This window comes from Flavivirga spongiicola (genome assembly GCF_030540825.1).
Taxonomy (GTDB): Bacteria; Bacteroidota; Bacteroidia; order Flavobacteriales; family Flavobacteriaceae; genus Flavivirga; species Flavivirga spongiicola.
On record NZ_JAUOEO010000001.1, the window covers coordinates 1,431,555 to 1,458,416 of the forward strand.

At 32.1% G+C, this 26,862-nt stretch carries 17 protein-coding genes, 1 tRNA gene and 1 pseudogene; 6 read left to right on the plus strand and 13 right to left on the minus strand.

The features are described 5' to 3' along the window. Window positions 1-387 precede the first annotated feature (387 nt). Window positions 388-1,641, plus strand: coding sequence for a methionine adenosyltransferase (gene metK / locus Q4Q47_RS05450; RefSeq protein WP_303305640.1), 1,254 nt, complete (start codon window positions 388-390; stop codon window positions 1,639-1,641). A 146-nt stretch (window positions 1,642-1,787) separates the two neighbouring features. Here the strand turns inward: metK and Q4Q47_RS05455 are convergent, their stop codons facing one another. Continuing rightward, on the minus strand, window positions 1,788-3,488 hold the full coding sequence (locus tag Q4Q47_RS05455) for a SusD/RagB family nutrient-binding outer membrane lipoprotein (protein WP_303305641.1): 1,701 nt from the start codon (window positions 3,486-3,488) through the stop codon (window positions 1,788-1,790). Between the two features lie 24 nt (window positions 3,489-3,512). After that, on the minus strand, window positions 3,513-6,782 hold the full coding sequence (locus Q4Q47_RS05460) for a SusC/RagA family TonB-linked outer membrane protein (RefSeq protein ID WP_303305642.1): 3,270 nt from the start codon (window positions 6,780-6,782) through the stop codon (window positions 3,513-3,515). 423 nt (window positions 6,783-7,205) lie between these two features. Between Q4Q47_RS05460 and Q4Q47_RS05465 the strand changes: the two are divergent. Further along, window positions 7,206-7,340, plus strand: a pseudogene (locus tag Q4Q47_RS05465) (methionine adenosyltransferase); the annotation flags it as partial. Window positions 7,341-7,510: 170 nt separating this feature from the next. On the opposite strand, the gene Q4Q47_RS05470 reads toward Q4Q47_RS05465, so the two are convergent. The 7 genes from Q4Q47_RS05470 to Q4Q47_RS05500 all read right to left on the minus strand — a co-directional run bounded on the left by Q4Q47_RS05470 (window position 7,511) and on the right by Q4Q47_RS05500 (window position 19,225). Continuing rightward, window positions 7,511-10,558 (minus strand): VPS10 domain-containing protein, encoded by a 3,048-nt coding sequence (locus Q4Q47_RS05470; RefSeq protein WP_303305643.1) that lies wholly within the window; start codon window positions 10,556-10,558, stop codon window positions 7,511-7,513. Window positions 10,559-11,306: 748 nt separating this feature from the next. Then, complete coding sequence (locus Q4Q47_RS05475; protein WP_303305644.1) at window positions 11,307-12,611, minus strand: carboxypeptidase-like regulatory domain-containing protein; 1,305 nt, start codon at window positions 12,609-12,611, stop codon at window positions 11,307-11,309. A gap of 156 nt (window positions 12,612-12,767) precedes the next feature. Beyond that, entirely contained in the window at window positions 12,768-13,928 is a 1,161-nt protein-coding gene (locus Q4Q47_RS05480; RefSeq protein ID WP_303305645.1) for a hypothetical protein, read from the minus strand. A 577-nt stretch (window positions 13,929-14,505) separates the two neighbouring features. After that, window positions 14,506-14,587: transfer RNA gene (locus Q4Q47_RS05485), tRNA-Tyr, on the minus strand. A gap of 60 nt (window positions 14,588-14,647) precedes the next feature. Next, on the minus strand, window positions 14,648-17,359 hold the full coding sequence (locus Q4Q47_RS05490) for a TonB-dependent receptor (RefSeq protein ID WP_303305646.1): 2,712 nt from the start codon (window positions 17,357-17,359) through the stop codon (window positions 14,648-14,650). 35 nt (window positions 17,360-17,394) lie between these two features. Next, window positions 17,395-18,273, minus strand: coding sequence for a GLPGLI family protein (locus Q4Q47_RS05495; RefSeq protein WP_303305647.1), 879 nt, complete (start codon window positions 18,271-18,273; stop codon window positions 17,395-17,397). Between the two features lie 106 nt (window positions 18,274-18,379). After that, on the minus strand, window positions 18,380-19,225 hold the full coding sequence (locus Q4Q47_RS05500) for a GLPGLI family protein (RefSeq protein WP_303305648.1): 846 nt from the start codon (window positions 19,223-19,225) through the stop codon (window positions 18,380-18,382). Window positions 19,226-19,348: 123 nt separating this feature from the next. On the opposite strand from Q4Q47_RS05500, the gene Q4Q47_RS05505 reads away from it, so the two are divergent. The 4 genes from Q4Q47_RS05505 to Q4Q47_RS05520 are packed head-to-tail and all read left to right on the plus strand — an operon-like array spanning window position 19,349 to window position 22,973. After that, complete coding sequence (locus Q4Q47_RS05505; RefSeq protein WP_303305649.1) at window positions 19,349-20,863, plus strand: sensor histidine kinase; 1,515 nt, start codon at window positions 19,349-19,351, stop codon at window positions 20,861-20,863. Beyond that, the gene (locus tag Q4Q47_RS05510; RefSeq protein WP_303305650.1) at window positions 20,856-21,539 is read left to right on the plus strand and encodes a response regulator transcription factor; all 684 of its coding nucleotides are present in this window, start codon (window positions 20,856-20,858) and stop codon (window positions 21,537-21,539) included. Before Q4Q47_RS05505 ends, Q4Q47_RS05510 begins: the two co-directional genes overlap by 8 nt. Window positions 21,540-21,573: 34 nt before the next feature. Continuing rightward, entirely contained in the window at window positions 21,574-22,353 is a 780-nt protein-coding gene (locus tag Q4Q47_RS05515) for a hypothetical protein (RefSeq protein ID WP_303305651.1), read from the plus strand. 5 nt (window positions 22,354-22,358) lie between these two features. Then, window positions 22,359-22,973 (plus strand): deoxynucleoside kinase, encoded by a 615-nt coding sequence (locus Q4Q47_RS05520; protein WP_303305652.1) that lies wholly within the window; start codon window positions 22,359-22,361, stop codon window positions 22,971-22,973. 154 nt (window positions 22,974-23,127) lie between these two features. Here the strand turns inward: Q4Q47_RS05520 and Q4Q47_RS05525 are convergent, their stop codons facing one another. The 4 genes from Q4Q47_RS05525 to Q4Q47_RS05540 form a co-directional block, all read right to left on the minus strand. Next, window positions 23,128-23,793 carry a hypothetical protein gene (locus tag Q4Q47_RS05525; protein ID WP_303305653.1) on the minus strand — a complete coding sequence of 222 codons (666 nt, stop codon included), beginning with the start codon at window positions 23,791-23,793 and terminating at the stop codon, window positions 23,128-23,130. Window positions 23,794-24,074: 281 nt separating this feature from the next. Further along, window positions 24,075-24,404, minus strand: coding sequence for a YegP family protein (locus Q4Q47_RS05530; RefSeq protein WP_303305654.1), 330 nt, complete (start codon window positions 24,402-24,404; stop codon window positions 24,075-24,077). Window positions 24,405-24,565: 161 nt separating this feature from the next. Beyond that, window positions 24,566-25,945, minus strand: coding sequence for a chymotrypsin family serine protease (locus tag Q4Q47_RS05535; protein ID WP_303305655.1), 1,380 nt, complete (start codon window positions 25,943-25,945; stop codon window positions 24,566-24,568). A gap of 129 nt (window positions 25,946-26,074) precedes the next feature. Continuing rightward, a complete protein-coding gene (locus Q4Q47_RS05540; RefSeq protein ID WP_303305656.1) occupies window positions 26,075-26,860 on the minus strand; it encodes a hypothetical protein in 786 nt (261 codons plus the stop codon). Window positions 26,861-26,862: the final 2 nt, after the last annotated feature.

The window sequence follows — 26,862 nt, forward strand, 5'->3', positions numbered from 1 at the left end:
GCCTTCCGATTAAGGAAGGCTTCTAAAATTTAAATTATTTATATATAGCGCTTCCTATCGTTGTGAAATAATCACAATGACAATAATAGAAACGATATTTAATATTTGTTTTTTCATTTTACTACTGCAAATATTTACAATTAAAATGTAATAACCAATTTATTTCTTAAAAAAAGAAAAATAAATCCTCATTTCCTTTTATTTTTTTACTTTTGCCATCACAAATAACAGAGGAAAGATTTGACTGATTGCAACCTCTTTATACTGAACTTGTTTTGCTCTCTTTTTTTGTAAGATGCTGAACTGAATTCAGCATAAACAAAAATGCTAAAGGCAGTGTAAACTTCCTTCGACGCTCTCGTCAAATCCAGATATAAAATACAACTTATGGCTTATTTATTTACTTCGGAAAGTGTTTCTGAAGGACACCCAGACAAAGTAGCAGATCAAATTAGTGATGCTTTAATTGACAATTTTTTAGCGTTTGACACAGACTCTAAAGTAGCTTGTGAGACCTTAGTTACCACAGGACAAGTTGTACTTGCCGGTGAAGTAAAATCTAATACGTATTTAGATGTTCAAAAAATTGCCAGAGAAACCATAAACAAAATTGGCTACACAAAAGGGGAGTATATGTTTGATGGTAATTCTTGTGGGGTACTTTCTGCAATTCATGAACAATCTGATGACATTAACAGAGGAGTTGATAGGGCGAGTAAAGAACAACAAGGTGCAGGTGACCAAGGTATGATGTTTGGTTATGCAACCAATGAAACTGAAAACTTTATGCCTTTGGCTTTAGATCTATCTCATAGAATTCTAATAGAGCTTGCCGAATTAAGGAGAGAGCATAAAGACATTACCTATTTACGTCCCGATTCTAAGAGTCAGGTAACTATCGAATACAGTGATGATAATATCCCACAACGTATTGATGCTATTGTAGTATCTACACAACACGACGATTTTGGAGATGACGACACCATGCTTGCTAAAATTAGAAAAGATATTGTTGACATTTTAATTCCACGTGTCGTTGCCAAACTACCTGAGCAAATTCAGGTTTTGTTTAATAACGACATTAAATACCATATAAACCCAACAGGGAAATTTGTTATTGGAGGGCCACATGGAGACACAGGGCTAACAGGAAGAAAAATTATTGTTGACACTTACGGTGGAAAAGGCGCTCACGGTGGTGGTGCATTTTCAGGAAAAGACCCTAGTAAAGTAGATAGAAGTGCTGCTTATGCAACACGTCATATTGCGAAAAACCTAGTTGCAGCCGGTGTTGCCGATGAGGTTTTAGTACAAGTAAGCTATGCTATTGGTGTGGTAGAACCAATGGGTATTTTTATTGATACTTATGGGACTTGTTCTTTTAATATGACAGATGGTGAAATTGCTGAAAAAGTTTCTGATATTTTTGATATGCGTCCATTTGCCATAGAAGAGCGTTTAAAACTGCGTTCACCTATGTATAGTGAAACTGCTGCTTACGGACATATGGGACGTAACAATGAAACCGTTACTAAAACATTTACACAGCCCAACGGAGAAACGACTACGCTAGATGTAGAATTATTCACTTGGGAAAAGCTAGATTATATTGATAGAGTAAAAGAAGTTTTTGGATTGTAAATAAAAATCCGAAATTACACATTCCACATAAAAAGGGTCTAAAAAGCATCGTAAACTAAGTGCTTTTTAGACCTTTTGTTTTTAAAATAAAGTCCAATAAAAAAGACCGCAAATTGCGGTCTTTTTTCAGGCTAGAGTAATATTGACTATCTACCTGTCCACCATACAGGTGTAGTCGTGTTGTCTTTACCGGCTACATCAGCATAATTTGGATTACTACCAGCTTCTGCTGGAGAATAAAATAATCTCTCCAACCATTCCACTTTACCCTCCATTGGGTGTAGTAATTGGCCGTGATCTTTCATTAATCGTCTTGCTTCACTCCATATTTCATAGGTGTTATAAATATTTAAGTGAGCCACTTTCTGTTCAAAAATATCAACAATCTTCTCATCATTTGTTAAACCTGTAAAATCTGCCGTTTTAGAAGCCAAAAATGTCGCAACATGAGCTGGATCCTTTGCTACTTTATAATCATCATTTACAAACTCCAAAGGAGGTGTCGAATTTTCAGTTAGTGTGTTTGTTGAATTTTGCTCATAATACCAATCAATTGATAATTCAATTGCTTTTCTATAAGAATCCTCAGCTGGAATGGTAACAACGCCTGGGAAACGAACAGCAGCTTCAGCTAAAAGTAAATGTGTTTCACTAGGTGTCATGGTAGGCCATTTATTTTTGTCATTTAAATAAGTAACTCTATTATACTTAGACAAATCTTGTTCCTCATTATTCCAAGAGGAGTTAGCTGGATAACGGTTACCATTTACAATATCTGCTGCAATTTCTGGAGTTAAAAGTGCTGCTAAATATGCTTCGGAATCCGCCTTATTATAATGTGGAACGGGAATATAGCGTCCATCGGTTGCCGGTTGAAAAACCACATAAGCTCTCGGGTCTACCGTATTATCCTGCACTTGTTTATAATTGAATATGTCTTCCAAAATAAATTTTGGTGCATTCATATCCCAGCCTCTTTCTTGAAAACCTCTTGGAAAAGCCCCACCATCTCCATACGTAGTTAATCTTACTTTATCTACTTCAGCAATACCTATGAAGTCACTGCTTTCTGTCACCAAAGATTCACCATTTAACTCTGCCAATACTTCTTGAGTTTTAGCCGGCGCCACAATAGAAAGTCTCATGGCCATTCTTAATCGTAAAGAGTTCGCAAATTTTATCCATTTATTTAAATCGCCTTCATTTAAAATGTCCTGTTGGCTTAATTCAGCTTGAACAGCAGTTGAAAGATTCAAAGACTTTAAAGCAGCCACAGTCGTTTTTAAATTATCTAAGGTTGTATTATAAACAACTTCTTGAGAATCAAACTTAGGGTAAAAAATACCATCACGTCCTTGTCCGGCTTCCAAAAATGGGATATCATCATAAGCATCTGTCATACGTTGAAAAGCAAAAGCTTTTACAATAGATGATAAATGTATATAAACTTCATTATCGGCTTGTTCTTCTTCAGACATACCATCATAAATAGCCTGTATTTTACTCAATCCTTTCATAAAATTAAGCGAGCCTCTATCTTGTAATTGTCTGTGAAAACTAGGTCCACTCCAATCTTGGATCACAATCCATTCTGATCCAGACCAGTGAAAAATATACATACCAAGCCCTGTTACTTTATTTAACTGACGGTATTCATGATATTTAGGTGCATAGTCTGCACGAAACAAAACGGGTTCTTGCAAAGTACCTGTAAACAAAAACGGAATATTCTCTTCTGTTATTTTGTTAGGATCATTAAACTCTTGCTCTATTCTATCATCACTACATGAAGAAGCAATAATTAAAAGAAAGCATGATACTATACTATATATTATTATTTTTTTCATAATTACTATTTTTTACTTTACAAATTAAAAGCCCATGTTTACACTAAGCCCAAAAGATCTGCTAACCGGAATAGCACTATTTTCTATCGGAGATCTGGTACCATTTACAGATTCTGGATTCACATTAGGTAAATCTGTAAACAAATATGCCAAATTGTTTACATAAGCAGATATTCTCAACTTACTCAAGTTCGCTTTTGATGTGATACTTTTTGGAGCATTCCATCCAAGTGCCACTCTTCGTATTGATAAGTAATCACTCTTAAAAATACGATCTTCAAAAATGGCTTGATCACCTTGCCAATATTGTTGGTAATAGGTTTGTGCAGGTATAATAACATCGTTAGCTTGACCTGTATTTTCATTCACTCCTGGAATTATTAATCCATCATGGAAAATAAACCCGTAACGAGAGTCGGCTGGAACGGCAGCACTATGCGAATCTAACCCAACGATACTTCCTGAGTCATTTACATAATAAGGTAATCCTCCATTAGCTTCATCTCTATAGGCTACAGTTGACTTAGCATTTCCTGTTCCAACTAAGAACTGTTCTGTTGTAGACGGTAAAACACCTCCAAATTGAAAGTTTAAACCAATGTTAAGATCGAAATTTTTATATTGGAATGTAGAATTAAAACCTCCTGTTATATCTGGTCTTATATTACCTACTTTCTTCCACTCAGAACGATCAACAATAAATTGACCATTATCTGCTATAAGTTGTTCTCCTGCTTCATTCCTTGCATAAGGATGCACAAATACATCTCCAAATTCTTCTCCTCTTTCTGCTCTAACCTGTAAGGCATTTTCACTTATCCCTGTTCTTAAAAAGTGTATATCGACACCATCTGTAAGATCTGTAACTGTAGATTTAACTCCTGATAGTGACAAACTTGCATTCCAAGAAAAATTTTCTGTCAAAATAGGTTTTCCTTTAAATAACACTTCCCATCCGTTAGTTTCTACTTGTCCAGCATTAATTGTAATTTGATTAAACCCTGACGATTGCGGAACATCCACACCCATTATCTGATCGTAAGTGTCTGACATATAATAGGAGGCTTCAAATCCAAATCTATTATTGTTGAAAAAATTCATATCGATACCAAATTCAACTTCTCTTTTTCGTTCTGGCTTTAAGTTTGGAGGAGGCAACCTGTTATCAACACGAAAATATGGACTATTTCCATAAGTTCCAGCATTAAAAGCATCAACTCCAAAGTATCTCGGTCCTGGTCTTCCCACATCTGCCCACGAAACTCGTAGCTTAGCAAATTTTATAACGTCAGGTAAGTCTAAACTTTGCGAAGCTAACCATGAAGCACTGGCACCTGGGTAGAAATAACTATTGTTATCTTTAGGTAATATAGAACTAACATCATTACGTCCTTGAACTTCTAAAAAAAGTTGTTCTCTATAACTTAATTGAGCAGAACCATAAAAGCCATACATCGTATCTGAACCAAAGCCATGGTTTAATTGTGCACCATTTGGATTTGTCGTATTGTTTAATGAAAACCAATTTTCTACAAACATGGTTTGGTTAATAGAGCCTCCGGAACTCCTATCTCTATTACTGGTGTAGGCCATACCTAATAAACCATCAACTCTAAAATCATCATTAATCTTATAATCAAAAATCAAGTCAGATTGCCCATAAAGTTTAAAAATATTTCTATTATTAACAGAATATCGTCCTTGTCCATCATCTTCAAGTGGTCTAGTAAAAAACCTTTTATCCTCAGTCTCCAACAATGTTAAGTCAATTCCTACGCGAGTACTCCAAGTTAACCATTTAGCAAGATCGAAGTCTATTTTTAACGATTGAACTAAGTGATGTCTTTGCTCTCTATTAATATTTCTGTTTTGGTTCCATAAATAACCAGCAACACTTGTTAATCCTCCTAAACCAGTGGCTGCACCTTCTTCACCAAAAACATAATAGCCGTCTTCGTTTATAATATTCTGTTTTAATAAATCAATTTTAGTATCTCTTCTTAAACCATCAGAAATTAAGGCTTGAAGACGGTTAGGCGCATTAAGATTATCTGCATAAAAATAAGATGTATTAAAACCAACATGCACTTTATCCGAAGCATTTAAATTTGCACTTATATTAACATTATGGCTTTCTTGTCCAGAATTAACAACTAATCCACCAAAATCCTTATAAGTATATGATGCTCTAAAATTCCCTATGTCTCCTGCATTTGAAAAGGAAATGGTCTGGCTCGTTTGATGTCCACTATCAAATAACTCTTTAGTATTATCTGGTTGTGCCGTATAAGGTCTTGCAACACCATCCCACCATACAATATTACGTCCGTCTAATCTAGGACCAAAACTACCTGGAGGCGTATTATTTGGATATGATTCAACACCATCTCTTAATAAAAAGCCATCGTTGCTTACTTCGTCTGCAGGAGTTCCTGCTACAAAAGCATTAGCTCCCGATCCAAACTGATTTTGGTATTCAGGAACAAAAGCAACTTCAGACCAAGAAAAATTAGAGCTAATTTCTACCCCTAAACCTTTTCTTCTCTTACCCGTTTTTGTGGTAATAAGCACCACACCATTAGCACCTAAACCACCATATAAAACAGCTGCCTTGGCACCTTTTAAAACTTCAATAGAAGCAATATCTGCTGCATTGATGTCATTAATACCAGTTCCTCTGTCTCGACTCGCATCTGAAACCTCTGTTTCTTCATCAAAAATAGGGATCCCATCAACAACAAATAAAGGTCTTGTTGATGATTCAGAATTAAGTGCGATCGTATTACGAATGTTTACAATCATACCACCTGTTGGTCCTCCAGCTCCAGTCTGTATTACAACACCTGCAGCATTTCCGTATAAGGACTCCAATGGATTTACTGGTGACCCTGCCACTTCGATCTGCTCAGATTTTATAGTAGACACTGCATACCCAAGAGATTTCTTTTCTCTCTTTATTCCTAAGGCCGTTACTACTATCTCATCTAATTGATTTGCATCTTCTTCTAAAGACACATCAATTGTTGCTTGGCTATTTACAACAACTTCCTTTGATGTGTAACCAATATAAGTAAACACTAACGTCGCAGATGTACTTGAAACGTTTATACTATATTTTCCATCAAAATCGGTAGACACTCCATTAGAGGTCCCCTTTACAATAATGTTAGCCCCAGCCAATGGGATTCCGCTGTTACCATCGGTAACAACGCCGGTTACTGTTGTTTGAGCTTCGGCATACTGAAATCCGAACAAGCAAAATACAAACAGTAGTTTTAATACTTTTTGAATCATTAAAATTTAGTTTTTAAGTTAATAGCCATAAATATTATAAAAACCGGAAATAACGAATGCCTTTTTTCGACCAACGACTATTCTAAAATGGTGGAGGAATATATTTTTTTTCGACCAACGACAACCCTAAAAATGGTAGAAGAATTATTTAACTTAATTTTTCCAATAAAGCATTATTCACAATTAAATTATAAATTGATAGTTAAATAGCAATGGCTGAATTAGAAAGACATACTTTATCGGATGAACAGCTTATTTTGACTGGAACAATCATACTTTTATTGGTAAAGTAAATGATACAAACTCATACGAATCTAATACCTTAAGGCTATGTAGATTGGACACGAATTCTAGCCTGTAAAGGCTTGAAATCTGTAGACAGATTAATTAGTCCACGCTTATTACGTGGCAGGAATATGGAATATGGGACATAACAATGAAACCGTTACTAAAACATTTACGCAGCCTAATGGAGAAACTACGACGCTAGATGTTGAGTTATTTACTTGGGAAAAGCTAGATTATGTTGGCAAAGTAAAAACAGCTTTTAGTTTATAAATTATAAGCTCTTTATACATATTAAAAAGAGGTCTAAAAAGTAAGTTCGATGTCATATTAAACTTGTCGAAATATTTTTAACTTATTGATAATCAATATCGGTTTCGACAGGCTCAACCTCACAGATCAAATTATAAAGACTTTTTAGACAGACTCCTTTTCTTTATTGTTCACTTCACTTTTGCTTCTTGCCCAGTAAATAGTTCTTTATACTTATTTTTATTAACATTATTAAATGAGTGATAAAAAATCATATTTTTCTCTGATACATCACCAATTTCGTTAGCTGTTATCGCTTTATTCCATATTTTCAATTCATCAATCGCTCCTTGCATTGGCATTAAGCCTTGCACATCGGAAAACAGGTAAAGATTAAACAATGAATTAATACTAATTGCTGCTTCTGCTTTATTCATTTCTTTTTCAGCAACTTTTTTTCCATCTAAATAGGCTTGTACTTTTCCATCTCGATCAAAAGCTACCACCACTTGATTCCATTTATCCATTTTAATTGGAAAACGGAATTGCTCAGTTGCAGGAGGAGTCCTATCACCTTCTCGCTCGTTACCTCCTGTAGCATTATATTTAGCAGTATACTTTAAAATAAGAGAGCCATCTTGCACAGCTACTAGCCAACCTTTAGCATCATGATCATTAAATCTTCTATTAGCTATTACCACGCCATCACTATTAGGCTTTAGATTAAAACTAACTGTAAAATCTTGGTTTGCTCCGAAATAATCATAATACCCCAAATCAAACGAATTCCCGTTGCCAATCAATACTTGTTCTTTTTCTAAAGTTTTTAGGGTTTTTACTTTTTTTAACCTCAATTCTTTTGTTTCTAAAACAACCTCAGGAGCATATTTTGGAGATAATTTACACGAAATTCTATCCTTGTTTTTAATGTCTTTAGAAGTAAAAAACATGGAATTTGTTCCTTTACGAACACCATTAACCATCCATTCGTAATTATAATATTCTGGTAAATGATAAAGAATATCTAACCCAAAAGTTCTAAAGTTTTTACTACCACTCATTTCAACAACTTCAACCTCTTCTTGTAAAAAACGTTCATATACAGCCTCAAGATCAGATTCCCAAACTCCTCTTCCATAACTTGATGCTAACATTTTTTGCGAAGGATAATCAATAACCATATCACTAAAACCATTTAGATTATAACCGTCCATCCATTTTTTCCATTTTGCTTCATTAGCATTTAAATAATAGATTCCATGAGGTCTCATAAACTGTCCATCTCCTTCCGCAGCTAGCGCATACAAATCACGAGGTGATCCTTCGTGGTATATTAATTTTAATATTGATGCATTTGGTAGGCCTTCTGAAATTGTATTCCATGTTATACCAGAATCAAGACTTTCAAAAACTTTTCCTTTTTTAGATCCTACCCAAATACGATTGGGATTGTTAGGGTCTACTGCTCCAAAAGTAATATCGCCTGTTGGAGTCTTGTATTTTTTCCATGTATTGCCTTTATCAGTACTAATCAATATTGCTTCAGATGAAATTGCTGTAAAGCGTTCATCTTCTGTACGAGATATATTAAAGCTACTTACAGTACCAGTTGCAGGTAGTTTTAGCATATTAGCAGTTTGGTCTTTATCTTTTATATGATATACTTGTTTAACTCTTTTTCTACGATCTTTTGGTGATTGGTAAACAACTACTGCTTCTTCTGGGTTTCGATAATTAACTGCTATTTGAGGTCTACCCCACGACGTAATGTTTGGACTATCTCTTCTTCCTAATTCAAAAAGTCCTTTTATTTCATTTCCATTTCCACAACGGCAGGATGGAAAATAGGCGATATTAGTATAAGGATGTATAAATACGACATCGCCTTCATAACCTCTTACCCACTGCCATTCTTTATATTGGTAAGACTCTATACCAACATCTTGGGTATTTCCAATAACATATCGATCTCCAAACTCATTAACCTTTACTGAATAAAATAACATGGCCATCATATCTCCTGTAATTTCAACCCAATTATCAAAACCAATTTCTGGATCTCTCATATATAAGCCTGAATCACAAGCCTTATAAGCTCTACTTTTGTGTTTTGGATGAAATTTAATCACATGGCTATCTGCCGAATGGCTAGCAAACTTATTTAAACGAATACTCCCGTCCTTTTGCCTCGACATATGTCTCCCAATCAAACCGGTACCGTCCCAATTCTTTCCTCCATCTGTTGTCTCTGTCATAGAGTTCATTGCTGTTATCATTTCATTAGGATTTGACGGGTTCACCGCAAAACAATGCAACCAACTTCCAACGAAACCACCACTCCCATAAACAGATTTTTTATAGCCTATTCCTTTATCCATATTTTGGATTGTATCCCATGTTTTTGCTTTATCCTTAGAGAGGTACAAAGCTGTCTTTGGAAAATTATCTTCCTTATTTCTATCACTTTTATTAGTAGTAATTAAATATACCCAATCAGGATTGGATTCAATTGTTGTTACAGATGAAAAACTTCCATTGGGTTTTGGAAAATCAAATACGTTTTTAAACGTTAACCCTCCATCTATAGATTTATATAATTTATGTGTAGTTGGTGCATAAATTATTTTAGGGTTTGTTGGGTGAAATGCTATTTCTAAATATTCTTCTTCATGTGAGGGACTTGGAAAGTGTTTCCATGTCATTCCCAAATCATGACTAACATGAAGTCCTTTTCCCCAAGATCCCGATTTTTTACCATGATCACGGCCAATAGTAGTACAAACCATAATTACATCTCCTGTATTTTTATCTCGAGCTACTATAGACCTTTTAAAATCGGTCAAAAATATGGGTTCTCCATTTTTATCTTTTACTCGAACCCAATGCTTTCCTCTATCTTCTGTAATATAATAATGCCCATACTTGCTAACATAGTAAATCTTATCAAAATTATCTGGATCAACAATTATTTCACTGTCTGTAATTCTTGCTTCCAATTCTGGAATATTATCGGTTATACACTCCCAATGTCTACCCTGATCTTCTGTGTACCAAATACCATTAGCATCAGGCGCTGCATACATACGATCTCCATTATTCGGATCAAACTCAACGTCTACAATTCTTCCAACTCCAGGTGTAAGCGCTATATTTTTCCATACACCAGGGTTTCTTTCCTTTTCTTGTGCAAACATGCACATACAAGCAAGTAGTAATGTGGATAAAAATTGATATTTCATATTTATTATAGCTTTTTAATACGATTACATTTTTCTATATTCTGATTAAACTAGACACTTATGAAGTATAAATACAACATGATCAAAAACAAGTTTAATTAGTCAAAGAACAGCAAATTGATTTTATATAAAAATTTATTTTCAATACTTTAACAATTAGTAAAAGTATTTTAGTATAAGGCGAAAATATAATTCATCATTTTTATGAAAAACAGAAACCTTAAAAAGATACAGTGGTATTACCCATGAAACAAAAAACCTTAGATATAAAGTTTTCTTTTTCAATTTCTTCACGAGAAGAATAAGTTTAAATACCTTCGTTTCCCATTCTTAAAAAAATCAACACTATTTTGCAAATAAATGAGTCTGAATGAAAATGCAGACTTTTTGAGTTAAAGTGGGGAGAGCAGGATTAAATATCCTAGTTCTCCATTTGTAAAAATGAAAAGTTACACCGCTATTACGGTACACTTTTTTTGTTTCAAAATATTCAATAACTGTAGCTAATCGTGGTAGACTTAAATTAAAACCACCTTACCTCATATTATTACTACTACTCCATGATATCCAACTATTTATGCACATCCAATTGCACACTAAAACTTTAAAAAGAACTTTGTAGATATAATTTAAAATTTTTTAGCATCATAAAAGTGCAAAAATAATATTAGAAATTTATAAAAGAAGCTTTCCATACCTTCTTTCTCTCTTCAAAAATGGACTACCTCAAGCCAATGGAACTAGGAGTTCATTTATTTAAGTAAAACTTATCCTCAACCTGTTTCATTTTTTTTAAGAATTGGTTTTTATAACTTGAACTGTTATTTGAAGGATAAAACCATTTACCTGAGTTATTCAAGTATTGAATTTCTAAAGTTGTATTTGGTGCTAAATCTCTCTTTATAATCTCTATTTTTGAATCATTTTCAATCTTCAATCTTTGCCATTCATTTGGGGAACAAAAGATATATGGGTTTCTAGAAATTGCATTAGCTCCCCAGTATTCATCTGACGTCATTTTAAACTCGCTAAATTTTTGAGATATGATTTTTATAGTATTTACATGATAAGCTTTTTTAAAATTGTAAGAAGATGTCATATTTGACAAAAATACGGTGTCATTAAAATAGTGCAATAAAATTGATATGTTAGTTTTTATATATTTCCTAAAGGGATTGGTTGGGAAATCTGTGGTGTCATATCTAATTTCAAGGATTTTTAAATTTTTTGCAAAACAATCCATGTAACCATTATATTTTTCTCCTTTAAAACTTACCCTATATACTTTTTGATGGTTTTTATAATAAATAGAATCTAGCTCAAAATTATATTTTTTCCAATTTTTTGATAAAACACCATATTTTATAAGCCTTAAATATTGGTTTAAATTAGCTGATCCATTTAGCCAAGAACCATGTTCTAAATTATATTTTTTCTTAACACTCTCTTTCCAAAGAGAGTCAATATTGGCTAACTTGGTATTTTTATAAAAAAATTTATATCTAGACAAATAAGATGCATTATGTAAATTACCCATGTTTATGGCGTACCCTAGACCCTGAGCAAAAAGTACATATTTGTCATTATATTTTACCTTCTCTTTATAATAAGCTTTAGATACATAATTATAGTTGGGAAGACTATTATTAAAACTTTTATGTATTTTTTTGAAAAAATCTCTTGGAGATATTTCATCATCTAAATTTTTATTTCCAATTATTATCTCGCCAAGCGTTATAATATCTTGCTCCAAATAAATAATGTGATTTGGTAAGCTCAAAAAGTTCTGGATATTAATCTCTTTTTTTTTATACCCAAGAAATGAAATACTTAATACATCTTCTGGCGTACCCCTTAAACTTAGGTTAAAAAAACCATTTTTATCGGTTGTAGCTCCTATGCTTTTATTACCACATATAATTGTAGCACTTTCTAAGGGAGTTTGGAGTTGGTCAAGTATTCTTCCCCTAAGGGTATAATCAACATTTTGCGCCTGTAGAGAAAATAGAAAAACTGTAAATAATATATATATAAGGCTACTTTTTAACAACATTTCCGAAAATTAAGAATCTATAAAATTTTTGTTCAGTATTTGAATCTATTATCGTATAAACTTTTGATTCACCAATTTTACCAGTTGTATCAAACTTCATAATCACTTGTTTGTCCCATATAGCTAGAGGTAGTAAACAGAAAAACAGTAGTTTTTTCATTGGTTATCTAATTTAAATTTAAACAAAGTAAACTCTTCTTTTAAATCATCTGGAGGTAGCTGGGCATAGTAGTATGGTTCTATATACCCTATTATTCTGAAACCTATTGGTACATTGACATCGCCTATTAAGTTATTATCTCTATATACTTGTAAACCATCCATTTTAGATGGTTTATCTTTTTGATATCCTCTAAATAATATTCCTGTATCTGGTATGCTCTTTAAATATTTATAATATCCGAATTGGGCTCTGTCTGTTTTATAAACACCTACATAATTATCTGTTGTTGTTACTTCAGGATACTCAGCACTAATATTTCTGCCTTTATTACCATATTTGGAGGTAATAATATTGTCTTCTTTCGCCCTATAAATTAAACTATCTGCTTCAAAACTAAATAATAGTTCATCCTTAGATTTTGTAAATAACACATTACTAAATTGTGGTATGTATTCATAATCCTGATAAATAGGAGAATAATTGCAAAACATATTTTCTATTTTATTATTTTTTAAATCTAATGTAGCTATAGTATTAAATTCATCATAAAAAACTCTTGAAGTATATGCGTTAACCTTTGGATGAGTCGTTGATATTGAGAACAATAATTTTCCAGAATTTAAAAAACTTAGATTTAACCCAGGGTAATTTACTTCATATAGACCAAGATAATGCGGCTTAGGATCATTAAATAATTTTTTAATATTTGTACTTTCATTACTAAAATTGAGTCTTGAAGATTTTTCTTTTTTCCAAGTTCTATTATTTACAATATAGTAATCATAAGAAGACCCAATAATAAAAATTTGATCATCATGCACAGTATAATCTACCCATTTTTTTGATGGAATCTCATTAGGTCCTCTCCCCCTACTTAAAACTTTGTTTTTAAAATTGAAATTTGTATCGTAAATGTAAAAAGAACCATAATAAAAATCTCCAAAAATTAATTTATCATCTAAGCATGACCATCTTCCAACAAGAGACGTTTTACTTCCATCTATAGAAATGGTATCCATAGATATGCTATTAAACGATATATTACTATTTCCAGTATAAGGAACATCCTTGTAAGAATTAACATTTTTATTAATACATGCAAATAGTAAAAAAAATGCTGTTATGTAAACAATTTTATATAGTCTCTGTTTCATGTTTCTATCATTTTTTCAGATTCGTAAAAAGCATAGAACTACATAAGTATAAATGAAGTTCTATGCAACAACTTATTAGTTCTATAAATAATAATTTTCAGACTAAATACCACATTCTCCTTGACCACTCATAAACTCAGCACATTTTTTCCTTAATGAAATTTGATTTCAAAATTTTTTAATACAATTCCCACGAATTTAAATCATTATCACAACGAGCTTTTATACAATTTGTTGTTTGACAAAAATTTAACATTTTTAACTATAAGTCTAACCTATTAGTTTTTTTTGACAAATATTATAATAATAATAATGCTGCTTGATTAGATGGAGTTTTAAACCTTTAATTGCCTCCCCGATAGCGTGGATTTGTAATTTTATTACGGTAATATTAAATGAGAAATGGTATTAATATAGAGAGCAGGATTAAAGATCCTAGTTCCCCGCTCGTGAAAATGAAAAGTAACACTGCTATCGCATTGCACTTTTTTTATTTTAAAATATATCCTAAAGCAAGCTTTGGATATATTTTAAAATAAAAAAAGTTTGCATTTCCATGCAAACTTTTCGAGTTAAGTGGGGAGAGCAGGATTCGAACCTGCGAAGACGTAGTCAGCAGATTTACAGTCTGCCCTCGTTGGCCGCTTGAGTATCTCCCCCAAACTGAGCGCAAATATATTATTGTTCTTTAATTTTACAAATAAAAATTCTATATTTTTTTACAACTCGTAACGTAACCTAAATGATAAAAACAATGGTTGAATGTAATATTCTGTTGCACTTACAGATATATTACTTGTACTACTATTATTCTGCGACTTCGTATCAAATAAATTTGTTGCTTTTATTTCATACTCAAGCTTAGCATCTTTATTTTTTCGATAAGATAAGGACGCATTTAAAAACTCATAACTATTTATAGTGCCTGATGCATCACTAAAATCATTATAGGTATAGTCTGTTCTGAATGTAAAAGATTTTAATATAAGCGCATCAACTTCTATTGAAGGTGCCTTTGTAAAGAACTTCGTATTATTAGCGCCTTGGTTGTTATCTTGAATGCTATAACGATATCCAATATCAATATTGGGTGCTTTTCTGAAATTAGTCCGTAACCCTGCTCTATACGTTTGTGAAAAACTTTCATTTACAGACTGTTCGTTCTGTATAAACTGGTTATATTTTGAATAGTTAAAATTACCTCTCACATTCGCCTTTAATTTTCCAAAGGTACGTTCAAACCTTCCACTGGCACTTAAACTTTCGTCTGCAAAGCCCGAATTAAATGGTGAACTAACCCGTATCACACTTCCGGGTTCAAAAATAGATGTGTTTCTTATATTATCTATGCTTTTGTTATAATTAATATTAGCAAACACATTCGTATAATTAAACATATTAAAACTAAAATAGGACAAATTTACATTATGAGATAAGGCACTTTCCAGATCCGGATTACCAGAAAACAAAGCATTATAATTATTAAGTACCAAACCACTTGCAAATTTAGACACATCTGTAAACTGCGTTCGCATTCCATAGTTTAAAACAATTTGCTCACTCTTTTTAAGTTGCATTCTCATATTAAAATCCGGTAGTAATCTAAAAAAATTATCGGTTACCTGATTATTAAATTGCGTGTTTTTCGCACTGTAAGCATGTGCTGAAAAACCTGGCGTAAATGTAAAAATACCTGACTTCAACCTATAGTGTACACCTAAATACACATCACTAAAATCATACTTAATAGTGTTTGTGTCTATACCACCATTAATGGTTGGTGTTGGGTTAAATTGGGAACCATCATCTAAAAACTGAAAAATATTAGAGTCGAATTTTTGGCTGCTTAATATGGTTCCTAAAGTGAAATTAATATCACTTTTATTATTTAAGATATTCCAATAATCTAATTTTGCATCTGTTTGGTTCGACTTAACTCGTTTATCTTGTGCTATATTATAATCTAGTTGTGCGCCATCTAAACCTAAATTATTCGCGGTGTCATCATAATTAACTTTATCTTCTAAAATAGCATTATAAAAGGGATCTTCGTCCTGTAGCAAATGCTGAATTTCTAATGCAAAAATGTTAGTGTCGTCTAGTGTATAGTAATAGTTTAAATTCTGATTAATACTATAAGGACTTGATTTTTCTAACTGATTAATATCCCCAATAACAGATGAGAAAAACCCTTGGTCTTGTGATTCTTTTGATACGCGACCTAAAATATCATAATCTAATTGATTATTAGCATTAGGCTTATACTTGCCAGATAGTTTTATCATGCCCAAATCACTACGTTGAATCGTATTATTTCTCGTGCTTTCTTCTGGAATACCAAGATCCGGGTTTGTATATTGCACATCTCTATTTTCTTGTAATTCTGTTTTACTATTAGAAAAAATAGTAAAACCACTTAAGTCTAAAGATTTATTAGGGGACCAGCTAAAATTTGCTGCTCCAAATTTGGTGTTAATATCTTTTGCTCTATTATTCTGTGTTGTTAAAAATCCGAGGTTATTACTCCCTAAATTAATATTGGTTCCGCTTTGACGACTTGGACCTCTAAACCCACCCGTAAAATTGAAATAATCGCGCCGCGTAAAGGCAATTTCTCCTAAATTATTTAAATCTGTAATTACATTGATACTATATTCTGGACTGTAATAAAACAATTTTGGTTGAAACAAATACAATTCATTCTCATTTGCAGTTCCTCCTCCTGCTGTAATGTTACCAAACCAAAAATTCTTCTTCCCTTCTTTTAATTTAATATTTATGGCAATATTATCTTGATTATTGGTAACCCCCCTTAATTGCCCAACCTCTGCATAGTTTTTAAGTACTTCTACCTTGTCTACTGCATTCGATGGAATGTTTTTTGTAGCTAGCTTTGAATCACCATCAAAAAAATCTTTCCCTTCAACCATCACTTTAGAGACTACTTTACCTTCTACTTCTACGTCTCCATCATCATTAATTTCTACACCTGGTAAATTTTCAAGTACGTCTTCTAATTTCCTTTCTGTACCTCGATTAAAAGAATCTGCGTTATAAATAATTGTATCTCCTTTTATAGTCACTGGCATTTCGTAAACTAATTCTATTTCATCTAAAGTATTATCATACTCCAATATGAAGTCTTTAGTGATCGTTTCCTCTTTAGTTTCTAATAGTTCTTCACTCTTTTTTGTACCGATATAACTCACTTGAATTTTATATGCTGTATTCTTTTTCAAACTAAGTTTATAGCGCCCCTGATCATTTGTAATTCCATAAGAATCTAAAGCATTTGTTTTTTGATTTATAGCAACAACATTAGCTAACTCAAAAGGGTTCCCTATACTATCTTTTACGACACCTTCCAGCCTGATTTGAGCAAGAAGCGAACTTGTTACCAGAAAGAGTAACATGGTTATTTTAAATTTCATTAAATATTTTTTGATTGATTATATATTTATGCAAACTACCTTCTTCTTCCACCTGGACGACCACCTCCTCTACTAAAGTTTTCTCGCATTTCTTCGGTTTTCTTTTTTACTATAGCATGGTATGCTTCTTTTGATACTTCTTTTCCTTTTGATGGCGCTTTAATGACTCCTTTCTCTTCTGGATTCATAATAATTTTAGAACATAAAATAGTGGTTCTCCCTTCATTAACTTCTAAAATTAAACCTGGTAGCCCCCAATACTCCCCCGGACCTTGATTTATCGGAATTTGAGGGGTATACCATACCACTACCTCAACAAGATTAGGGTTTTCTTCTTTTGTAGAAAGGTTTTTTGTCTGAGTAGAATCTTTCTCAGTATTTCCTTCTCTATTCGGAGGTCTTCTAAAGCTATTGAAATCAAAATCAGTATTCTTTTTTGCAGCTGTTGCCTTAAAACAGGTATACTTCCCTATTTGCTTTGTTTCACTGCCCATAACCCATTTTAATTGCGGTAAGGAATCTTTAATCAAAAATTGCTTCCCAAAAAACTCTTGGTCTTGTAATAATGTTTGCTCTTTGACATTTTTATATTGATCGCCTGCCGTGAAACTGCTCATCATACCTCTCCAACGCCCAGTTCGAGCACCAGGGGCTTCAAGTTTTTCCTCCTCCTTATAAATAGATTCTATTTGATTAAACGTTAGAATATATGTTTTTTCAAACATGCTTTTCATGCGCTCTGAAATACGTTTTTTTTGATCTTCACTTATTTGTCTTCCTTCAAACCTACTCATATCCAGAGTTGTTTTAGTTTGATAATATGCCTTTCCCTGAAAGTCTTTTTGAGCAAATGACATGGAAGTCATTAAAAGCAAAAAAACAAAAGTTGCTAATCTTATAGAATTTGTATTCATTATAACAGAATATTTTAGTTAGGTTATTTAGCCTACGATTCAATTTTAATTTGACTAAAACCATCCTGTTTAGTTTAATCCCTAAACTGTTAAATAATTCTTAAAACTAACCACCAATTCTAATTTCTATTCTTTCACTGTCACCACTATTTCTATCTGGATTGTAACGCTCTCTTTCTTCCTGCATTCTTTTTTCAACAACTTCTTCAAATTTTTCCTGAGTGATCTCTTTGCCTTTAGTTGGTTCTTTTATGGCTACTTTATTTTTTGGGTTTAAGACCACCTTGCTACATATAATAGTTTCCTGACCATCATGTACTTCTAAAATCAACCCCGGAAGGCCATAATATCCAGCTGGACCAGTATTTACAGGTATTTGAAGTGTATACCATGCCGTAATTGTTATTTCCTCCATTTGCGGTTCTTCCTCTTGCCCGGCATCTAAGTCTTTATCCCCATTAACACTAATCCCACTTTCTACAACTTCAACCACACGTTTTGTAGTTGCTTTATAACAAGTATAATCACCAATATTTTTTGTCTCGCTTTCTAAGGTCCAGTCTTCTTTTTTAAGCACATCTTTAATTAGAAATATTTTACCAAACACCTCATTCTGAGATGTAAATCGATTTTCTTTTATATTTCGATATAAAATATCCGATCCATCAGCAGATACAAATAGCATCTGCACACCTGCCGTTTGTGGTGCTTCGAGTTTTTCATCTTCTTTATAAATAGACGCTTCCTTATTAAAAGTTAAGATATAGGTTTTCTCAAATTGCTTTTTTAGCATCGCTATCATACGTTGATGCATTTCAGAATTCATTTGTGTACTATCTAGTTTAACATCTAATTGTCTTTTTGTTTTGTAAGTAGCAATTCCCTGAAAATCTTGAGCAACGGTGCTGTTAGAAAATAAAAATGCTAGCAATACAACTAATAACTGTTTCATTTTAATTCGATTTAATGATTAATGCTACAAATGTGACTCTTCATTTAAAATATAATAGTTAACCAGTGTTAACGTGTGTTAACCGATTCGTTTTATAAGGTTTTAACCTTTACTTTTGGTACTATGAATGACTTAAGGTATCGATGGATTTTATATATCATAGTATTTGTTATACTAAGTACTATAAGCGTTCAAGTGTATTGGAACTACAAAAACTATCTTGCTAGTAAGCAACAATTAATTAATAGCGTACAAACAAGTTTAGATAATGCTATTGAGACTTATTTTGCAAATCTTGCCGAAACAAACACATTAGCATTTGCTTTTGATAGAGGGCTTAATGAAGACATATCTCCCAATGAATATCTTTTAGACAGCATCGCCAACGATATCGAAGTATTTACAAGTAACATTTCTAAATTAGACTCATTAGACATTGAATTGAATGAGGAACTTTCTTTATTAAAAGATTTGGAGTCCGATAGTTTAGTTGAATATGTTTTTAAAGATGTCACAAAAAGAGGGAAACTTACAAATAGAATCATCTTAAAAAAACCTATAGATTCAGCTATGGAAGTTTCACACATAAATAACTTTAAGATGCTCACTTCTAAAGTTTTAATTTCTATGACACATGATTCTTTACAATTAAACAAAATTGACAGTTTATTGCGCAACGACTTTAATAGAAAAAAGCTAAAAATTAATTACAGATTATCTTATAAAAATAGCATCACTAATACCGAGCAATTTGCTAAAAACCCTATTAAAAAAGGGTCTTTGGTACTATCTTCAAAATCTACTTTTCTACCAAGCCATAGTGATCTGAAAATTCATTTTTCCAATGAAACCAAAATTATTTTAAAGCGTATTTTAACAAGCATTCTTATTTCTACATTACTTGTATTAGCCGTTATAAGCTGCTTATTCTATCTTTTAAAAATCATTAAACAACAAAAGCAATTAGCCGAAGTAAAAAATGATTTAATAAGCAACATAACACACGAATTTAAAACCCCTATCGCCACTATAGGGGTGGCATTAGAAAGTATCAAAAACTTTAATGTTATTGATAATAAAGAAAAGACTAAAACCTATTTAGACATGTCCAGTAGTCAATTATCTAAGCTTAACATCATGGTTGAAAAACTTCTTGAAACTGCGACTTTAGATAGTGAAAGTTTAGAACTAAAAAAGGAAACTTATAATGTAGCAGAGATATTACTCTCTATTGTTGAAAAACATAAAATGCAAACCGAAGTAAAAACGATCACCTATCATCCTTCATCCAAATCCATAATGGCTAATTTAGATGTATTTCATTTTGAAAACGCTATCAATAACATTTTAGATAATGCTATTAAATATGGCGGCCATTCTATTATTATTGATTTAGCTCAAAATTTGTCTACAGTTACAATTTCTATTTCCGATTCTGGAAATTCACTCACAAAAGCAACTAAAGACAAAATTTTCGAAAAGTTTTATCGCATCCCTAAGGGAAATACCCATGATGTAAAGGGGTTTGGTATTGGATTATATTATACTAAAAAAATCGTAGAAAAGCATGGTGGTTCGATTCAATTAGATTTAGATAACAATCTTACAACGTTTAAAATACACCTTCCAAATGAATAAACATACGACTATACTTTTGGCTGAGGATGAACCCGCTTTAGGACAGATAATTAAAGAGAGTTTAGAAACAAGGCAATTTGAAGTTTTACTATGTAATAATGGCGAAACTGCCTTTGAAGTTTATAAAAACTCGAACCCGGAATTATTAGTTCTAGATGTTATGATGCCAAAAAAAGATGGTTTTTCATTAGCTAAAGACATTAGAGCTACAGACGACAGTATTCCTATAATATTTTTAACGGCAAAGTCTCAAACACAAGATGTTGTTGAAGGTTTTTCTATAGGGGGAAATGATTATTTGAAAAAACCCTTTAGCATGGAAGAGTTAATTGTTAGAATTAACAATCTACTTCATAGAGCAAAACTTCAAAAAACATCAGAATTATTACAAATTGGAAGCTACACATTCAATTTCACCAAACAAACACTTCAATTTAAAAAACAGGAAAACAAACAATTAACACATCGAGAAGCACATCTATTATTTCATTTAATAAAAAACAAAAATCAAGTTTTAGATCGCTCTTTAATTCTAAATAAACTCTGGGGAAATGATGATTTTTTTAATGCCCGTAGTATGGATGTATTTATTACTAAACTTCGTAAAAAGTTAAATCAGGACGAGACTATACAAATTATTAATGTTCGCGGATTTGGTTATAAATTAATTTGTTGAAAAGTGGTAAGGTTTTTGTATTTTTCAAACTGACATGAAATATACAATCTATCTCTTACTTCTTCTATCTTATTCAATATATGCTCAAAAGGCAATTGAAACTTCATTTATAAAAAAAACAGATTTTAAACCCTGCCAGTTAATTACTATTGATAATTTTGGCACCACATACTTTATAAACAATAATGTCTTTAATAAAAAAGAGGCTAATAAAACCATTACTTATAATAACTTACAGCTTGGTAACATAACAACCGCAAACGCTTTTAATCCTTTAAAAATCAATATATTTTATAAAGATTTTAATACTATTATAATTCTTGACAACCGATTAGCAGAAATATTCAAAATTGATTTTAATGCACTTCCTAAATATAAAAATGTAACGCATGTTTCTACAGGGCATGATAATACGATATGGATTTTTAATCAAGACAATCAAAAATTAGAACTTTTTGATTATAAAACGCGAACTACTCGTGCTCAAACTCTGCCCATTCAAAGTGCTATTTTAGATTTAAAAAGTAATTACAATTTTTGTTATTTACTCACACAAAACTATTTATATACTTACAATTATTTTGGAAGCTTGATTAAGAAAACAAAAAACAACGAATACACAGAACTGGCTGAAAATAACGGAGATATCATTTTAAAAAAGAAAGACTCACTAGTTTACTTGAAAAAGGATAGTGAGACCACCATTCCAATTTCTATACCAAATTTATTAGTAAATGAGTTTTTTGTAACCAATGAAACCTTGTATATTTACGCAAACGAAATCCTACACGAGTTCAAAATAAAAATTGACTAAAAATTATGCATATTGCTATTGCTGGAAATATTGGTGCCGGAAAGACCACTCTCACAAAACTATTAGCAAAACATTATAAATGGGAAGCTCAACTGGAAGATGTTGTAGACAATCCTTATTTAGATGATTTTTATAACCAAATGGAACGCTGGAGTTTCAATTTACAAGTGTACTTTTTAAATAGTAGATTTAGTCAAGTATTGCAAATTCGTCAAAGCGGGAAAGACATTATTCAGGATAGAACCATTTATGAAGATGCTCATATTTTTGCGCCTAATCTACATGCTATGGGTTTAATGACAAATCGTGATTACGAAAACTATAGATCGCTGTTTGATTTAATGGAATCCTTGGTTCAAGGTCCAGATGTGTTAATTTATTTACGCAGTTCTATTCCTAATTTGGTATCTCAAATACATAAACGTGGTCGTGATTACGAAAACTCAATTAGTATTGATTATTTAAGTCGATTGAATGAGCGCTACGAAGCCTGGATTCATGGTTATACCAAAGGAAAACTATTAATTATAGACGTTGACAATTTAAATTTTGTAGATAATCCAGAAGATTTAGGAAGTGTTATAAATACTATTGATGCAGAAATAAATGGGTTGTTTTAAATCGTTTTTTTGTAAAATAAAAAACTCAACCGAGGTTAAGATATTTAATGAACCCTTTCGGTTTGAATAGAATCAAATTTATAATTTTAATGCGACCATGTTTAAACCCTAAATATCACCTAATATTAGGCATAATCTAAAAATCAACTAAAAACTACCGTTCGTCTTCCTGTTCTTTATCTGTTAAATAGTTTAAAATACTCTTATTTAAACTGTTAAGGAACGCCTCTATTTGTGATGAAACTTTTTCATAACCTTCCTTTATTTTTCCATCTTTGGAATGAAACTTATGTTTCTTTAAGCTTATAGTTTGTTTGTTTTTACTTGTGGCTGTTCTATAAGTCAATTTTAAGGGTTTAAACCTATAATCACCATCTCTAAACCTTAACTCGATAATATATTCCAGTCCCTCACAGCTGTAATTATCCCCTGCACCAAAACAAATGGCATTATCTGTAAAACCATAAAAACGAAGTTTTTCACTTTTCTTTGCCTTTCCACTTAAATCTATTTCATCTTCCTCATAATCATCATCTTCATAAATATCATTGTCACTAAGAATTTTACCTGTTTTGCCTGTTTCTGTTTTACCAGTCTTGCCAGTTTTATCATGGTGACTCTTTGAGTATCCATATTTTTCATTAAACCAGTCTATAGCCTTTGAGAGCAACTCTTTTCTGTCCACTCCTTTTATATCCACAGTAAAATGCCTAGGTTCAAGCCCTTTTTCACCATAAACAAACTTCGTGTCTCTCTTATCGCTTTGGGCATAAGAAAAAGTCGAAATTAAAATAATTGCAAGTATTACAATGTTTTTCATAACTGAATATATTAAGTTAAAATATCCTGGATTTATAGAACAATGTCTATAATTCACTATTATTTCTGTATTTCAAATTTAATAAATAAATTCACACAAAATCACAATCTATTTATAATCAAAAAATTAATATGTTAATCTAAACCCTGTAATATGTATTATTTGTTATGTTGTTTATAATATTTTGACGAAATAGAAAATTAAGAATTCTTATAAAACAAAAAAGAGCTACAATTTTCTTGTAGCCCTAAACAATCAATTATGAGTAGATTACTTATTATCTAAGATAAATCTTCAACTGAGGATTCTGAAGCATTCTTCTTTACTGAAGCAATTCCATTCTCCATAGCACTTGTAGATGAATACATTTCACTGGTTCCTATAACCTGTCCATTTGTAGCTTTTAAGTTAAAATAAGGGCTTCCTCCTTTAGATTCTAAACGGTCATATCTTGAATCATCTTTTGAGTTTTTTCTAACAGATTCAATACCGTTAGTACAACCAGATTTTGCTGCATAACCTTCACTAGCTAGAATACTTTGGCCATTACCTGCTTTTAATCTAAATCTAAATTCTCCTCTTTTATCTTTGTAAATTTCAAATTTTGCCATCTTATTAGGTTTTTATAATATAAGTATAACAATAAGACACAAGACAAAATAAAAAGTCACATGTTATAGAAGAAAGATGTCAAAACAAAAAGCTCCGCTATCTTTCTCATAGAAAATCAGCAAAGCCTTTCACAATTTTTGAACTGAATTTAAATCTACTTTTATATAAATCGTATTCCATTTGCTTCAAATGTTCTTATAATATCACCTATGGGATTCGCTATTGTATGATATTGTCCACTATTGGATTGTCCGCCTCCCATGAGCATTCCTACGACTTCCATATCTTCATTAACAATCATAGACCCAGAGTCACCTGGTTGAGAAAATGGATTGTAAGGGTTATTAGATTGAATCCTAAGCTGATTATAATAGGTCATCGGGCCAAAATTCTGATAATTTATAACGCAAGTAAACGTATCGCTAACAACTTTACCAGATGTAAATTGAGTCGTTCTTCCATATTTTGCCACATCGTCTCCTGGAAAAGTAACATCGTGTCCTCTTGTATTACCAAGACCTTGAATCGTTTTACTTTCTGCATTTCTAATAGGGATTGTTGCTAGTGAAGCATCAATATTATGTGGCTGACCAATAAACCCCATGTAATATGAGCCTGCTAAAGATTCAGGGTAATGCCCTCCTAAAGGAAGCGCGGGTTGACTCATTGGGTCGCCTTGCTTGGTATGTGGCCCGGAAGCCAAAACATGCGTACTGCTTATTAGCATTTTTATTCCGAAATCTGTATCTAGCACTAACCCCAAGGTACCATAAATATCCCGATCAAAAGGACCAACAGAAACACCTCCAATTATAGGGTTCGCTATAGGATCAACAAGAACCTCTTTAATAGTTTGCGGGTTTGCTTTTTGAGTATGTACATAAGCAGAAAAATCACCTTCCCAAACATCTGTTTTTATACCTTGAATGGTTTTAGGAATCTCAAGTTTAGAAGGTACTTCATGTTTATTTTTTACAAATACAATTATAGCCAACTCATTAGATTTCACGCCTCCCTTGACTTTATAGTCTATATCAACAGCAGTAACTCCTTCTCTACTTAAAAGCTCATCTTCAACTTTTTTCTTTATTTGCTGAATATGTTTTTTATATGCGTACTCTTTAGTATCATTATTAAAGCGCACATAACTCTTACCTACTTCTTGTACCTTATTCCAAAATTGCTGTGCAATTTCATTGAATATTTCCTTTTTCTCTTTAAATATCTTTTCAAATTTGACTTTTTCTTCTTTTGTCAAATTTTTGTCGTCAATGCCAGTACAAACTCCTTTTACATAAAATATTTTTCCATTAGAAATACCTGTTTTTGAAAAATTAAGTGAAATATGAAACTTTTTAAATTCCCCATTTCCTTTATCGGTTGGAAAAATTGTGAAATGCGTATTGTATTCATCTTTTTCGTTAGGAGATCTATAGTAAGAATACGAATCACAGTAAATACTGTTCTTTGTTAAGTAAACACCATTATATCCTTTACTTTTATCAATGGATACTTTATGTTTTAAATTTCTACATTTCATGATTGTTTGATTTTAGAAGTTATGTATTATTCTTAAACTATTAATAGCTAATTAATTTTTGTGATTAAACAGAAAAAGCACCTAGATCTTCCAATGGATTCAATAAGTGCTTTTTTTAATTACTCTACATTAAGCATAAGATGTTGCTAAAGGATCAAAACATAATTTTGCTCCTTTACGCTCTGGGGATGTTGCATCTCCCATCCAATCGTCTACAGACTTTTTATCCAAGGCTGTTAGCTTATTAGCATAGGCTCTTATTAAATCTGGAAGAATTACATATTCAGTTCTATTCACTTCAAATTCCTGAAGATTAACTTCCGATTTACCTTTCACATATTTCATATGAAGTGTCGTATAATAAATAAAAATTCGTGGCTGAAGTGGATTAGACATATCTATAGTTGATTGCGAAAATATATTTTTCCAATCCTCTTTAGTCTCCTTACTAAATACAGATTTTGCCATGTTAGAGATACTTTCTTTCATGGCATTTTCGTCAGATTTGCTAATACCTTCATAAAGACTAACGATTTGATCAATTAACACATTGTAATTCTTAGATTCATACTTACTCTTGGTTTTCTCATTTTTAAAGAGTGCAAAAAATGGTGTTTTGTCCACTTCCTTTATATAATCTTGAAAATAGACCGCCAATTGCTCAGTCGATAAGCTTGTTGGATGAAAATCTGCGCGATCCTGTACATGACTCAATATACTTGCCACTGCTGTAGGTAGGTTTTGTGATTCAGTATAAATTGCTGATCCTTCTGAATCAGGATCACTAGTGTCACTGCCTAGCATATTGCCACGGGCAACTGCTTGTTTTTTACCTTCTGGTGCTTCGCGAAATCTAACATCTGGAGTTACATTAATCCATGATTCAACTAATTGTGTAATACTTGTGTTTTCCATAA

What these genes read in the sequence shown, in the direction of transcription:
- Q4Q47_RS05490 (WP_303305646.1), bottom strand. Translation starts at nt 17,359, where the DNA reads ATGAAATTTAAAATAACCATGTTACTCTTTCTGGTAACAAGTTCGCTT.
- Q4Q47_RS05530 (WP_303305654.1), bottom strand. Translation starts at nt 24,404, where the DNA reads ATGGCAAAATTTGAAATTTACAAAGATAAAAGAGGAGAATTTAGATTT.
- Q4Q47_RS05540 (WP_303305656.1), bottom strand. Translation starts at nt 26,860, where the DNA reads ATGGAAAACACAAGTATTACACAATTAGTTGAATCATGGATTAATGTA.
- Q4Q47_RS05510 (WP_303305650.1), top strand. Translation starts at nt 20,856, where the DNA reads ATGAATAAACATACGACTATACTTTTGGCTGAGGATGAACCCGCTTTA.
- Q4Q47_RS05455 (WP_303305641.1), bottom strand. Translation starts at nt 3,488, where the DNA reads ATGAAAAAAATAATAATATATAGTATAGTATCATGCTTTCTTTTAATT.
- Q4Q47_RS05515 (WP_303305651.1), top strand. Translation starts at nt 21,574, where the DNA reads ATGAAATATACAATCTATCTCTTACTTCTTCTATCTTATTCAATATAT.
- Q4Q47_RS05500 (WP_303305648.1), bottom strand. Translation starts at nt 19,225, where the DNA reads ATGAAACAGTTATTAGTTGTATTGCTAGCATTTTTATTTTCTAACAGC.
- Q4Q47_RS05505 (WP_303305649.1), top strand. Translation starts at nt 19,349, where the DNA reads ATGAATGACTTAAGGTATCGATGGATTTTATATATCATAGTATTTGTT.
- Q4Q47_RS05520 (WP_303305652.1), top strand. Translation starts at nt 22,359, where the DNA reads ATGCATATTGCTATTGCTGGAAATATTGGTGCCGGAAAGACCACTCTC.
- metK (WP_303305640.1), top strand. Translation starts at nt 388, where the DNA reads ATGGCTTATTTATTTACTTCGGAAAGTGTTTCTGAAGGACACCCAGAC.
- Q4Q47_RS05495 (WP_303305647.1), bottom strand. Translation starts at nt 18,273, where the DNA reads ATGAATACAAATTCTATAAGATTAGCAACTTTTGTTTTTTTGCTTTTA.
- Q4Q47_RS05470 (WP_303305643.1), bottom strand. Translation starts at nt 10,558, where the DNA reads ATGAAATATCAATTTTTATCCACATTACTACTTGCTTGTATGTGCATG.
- Q4Q47_RS05480 (WP_303305645.1), bottom strand. Translation starts at nt 13,928, where the DNA reads ATGAAACAGAGACTATATAAAATTGTTTACATAACAGCATTTTTTTTA.
- Q4Q47_RS05535 (WP_303305655.1), bottom strand. Translation starts at nt 25,945, where the DNA reads ATGAAATGTAGAAATTTAAAACATAAAGTATCCATTGATAAAAGTAAA.
- Q4Q47_RS05525 (WP_303305653.1), bottom strand. Translation starts at nt 23,793, where the DNA reads ATGAAAAACATTGTAATACTTGCAATTATTTTAATTTCGACTTTTTCT.
- Q4Q47_RS05460 (WP_303305642.1), bottom strand. Translation starts at nt 6,782, where the DNA reads ATGATTCAAAAAGTATTAAAACTACTGTTTGTATTTTGCTTGTTCGGA.
- Q4Q47_RS05475 (WP_303305644.1), bottom strand. Translation starts at nt 12,611, where the DNA reads ATGTTGTTAAAAAGTAGCCTTATATATATATTATTTACAGTTTTTCTA.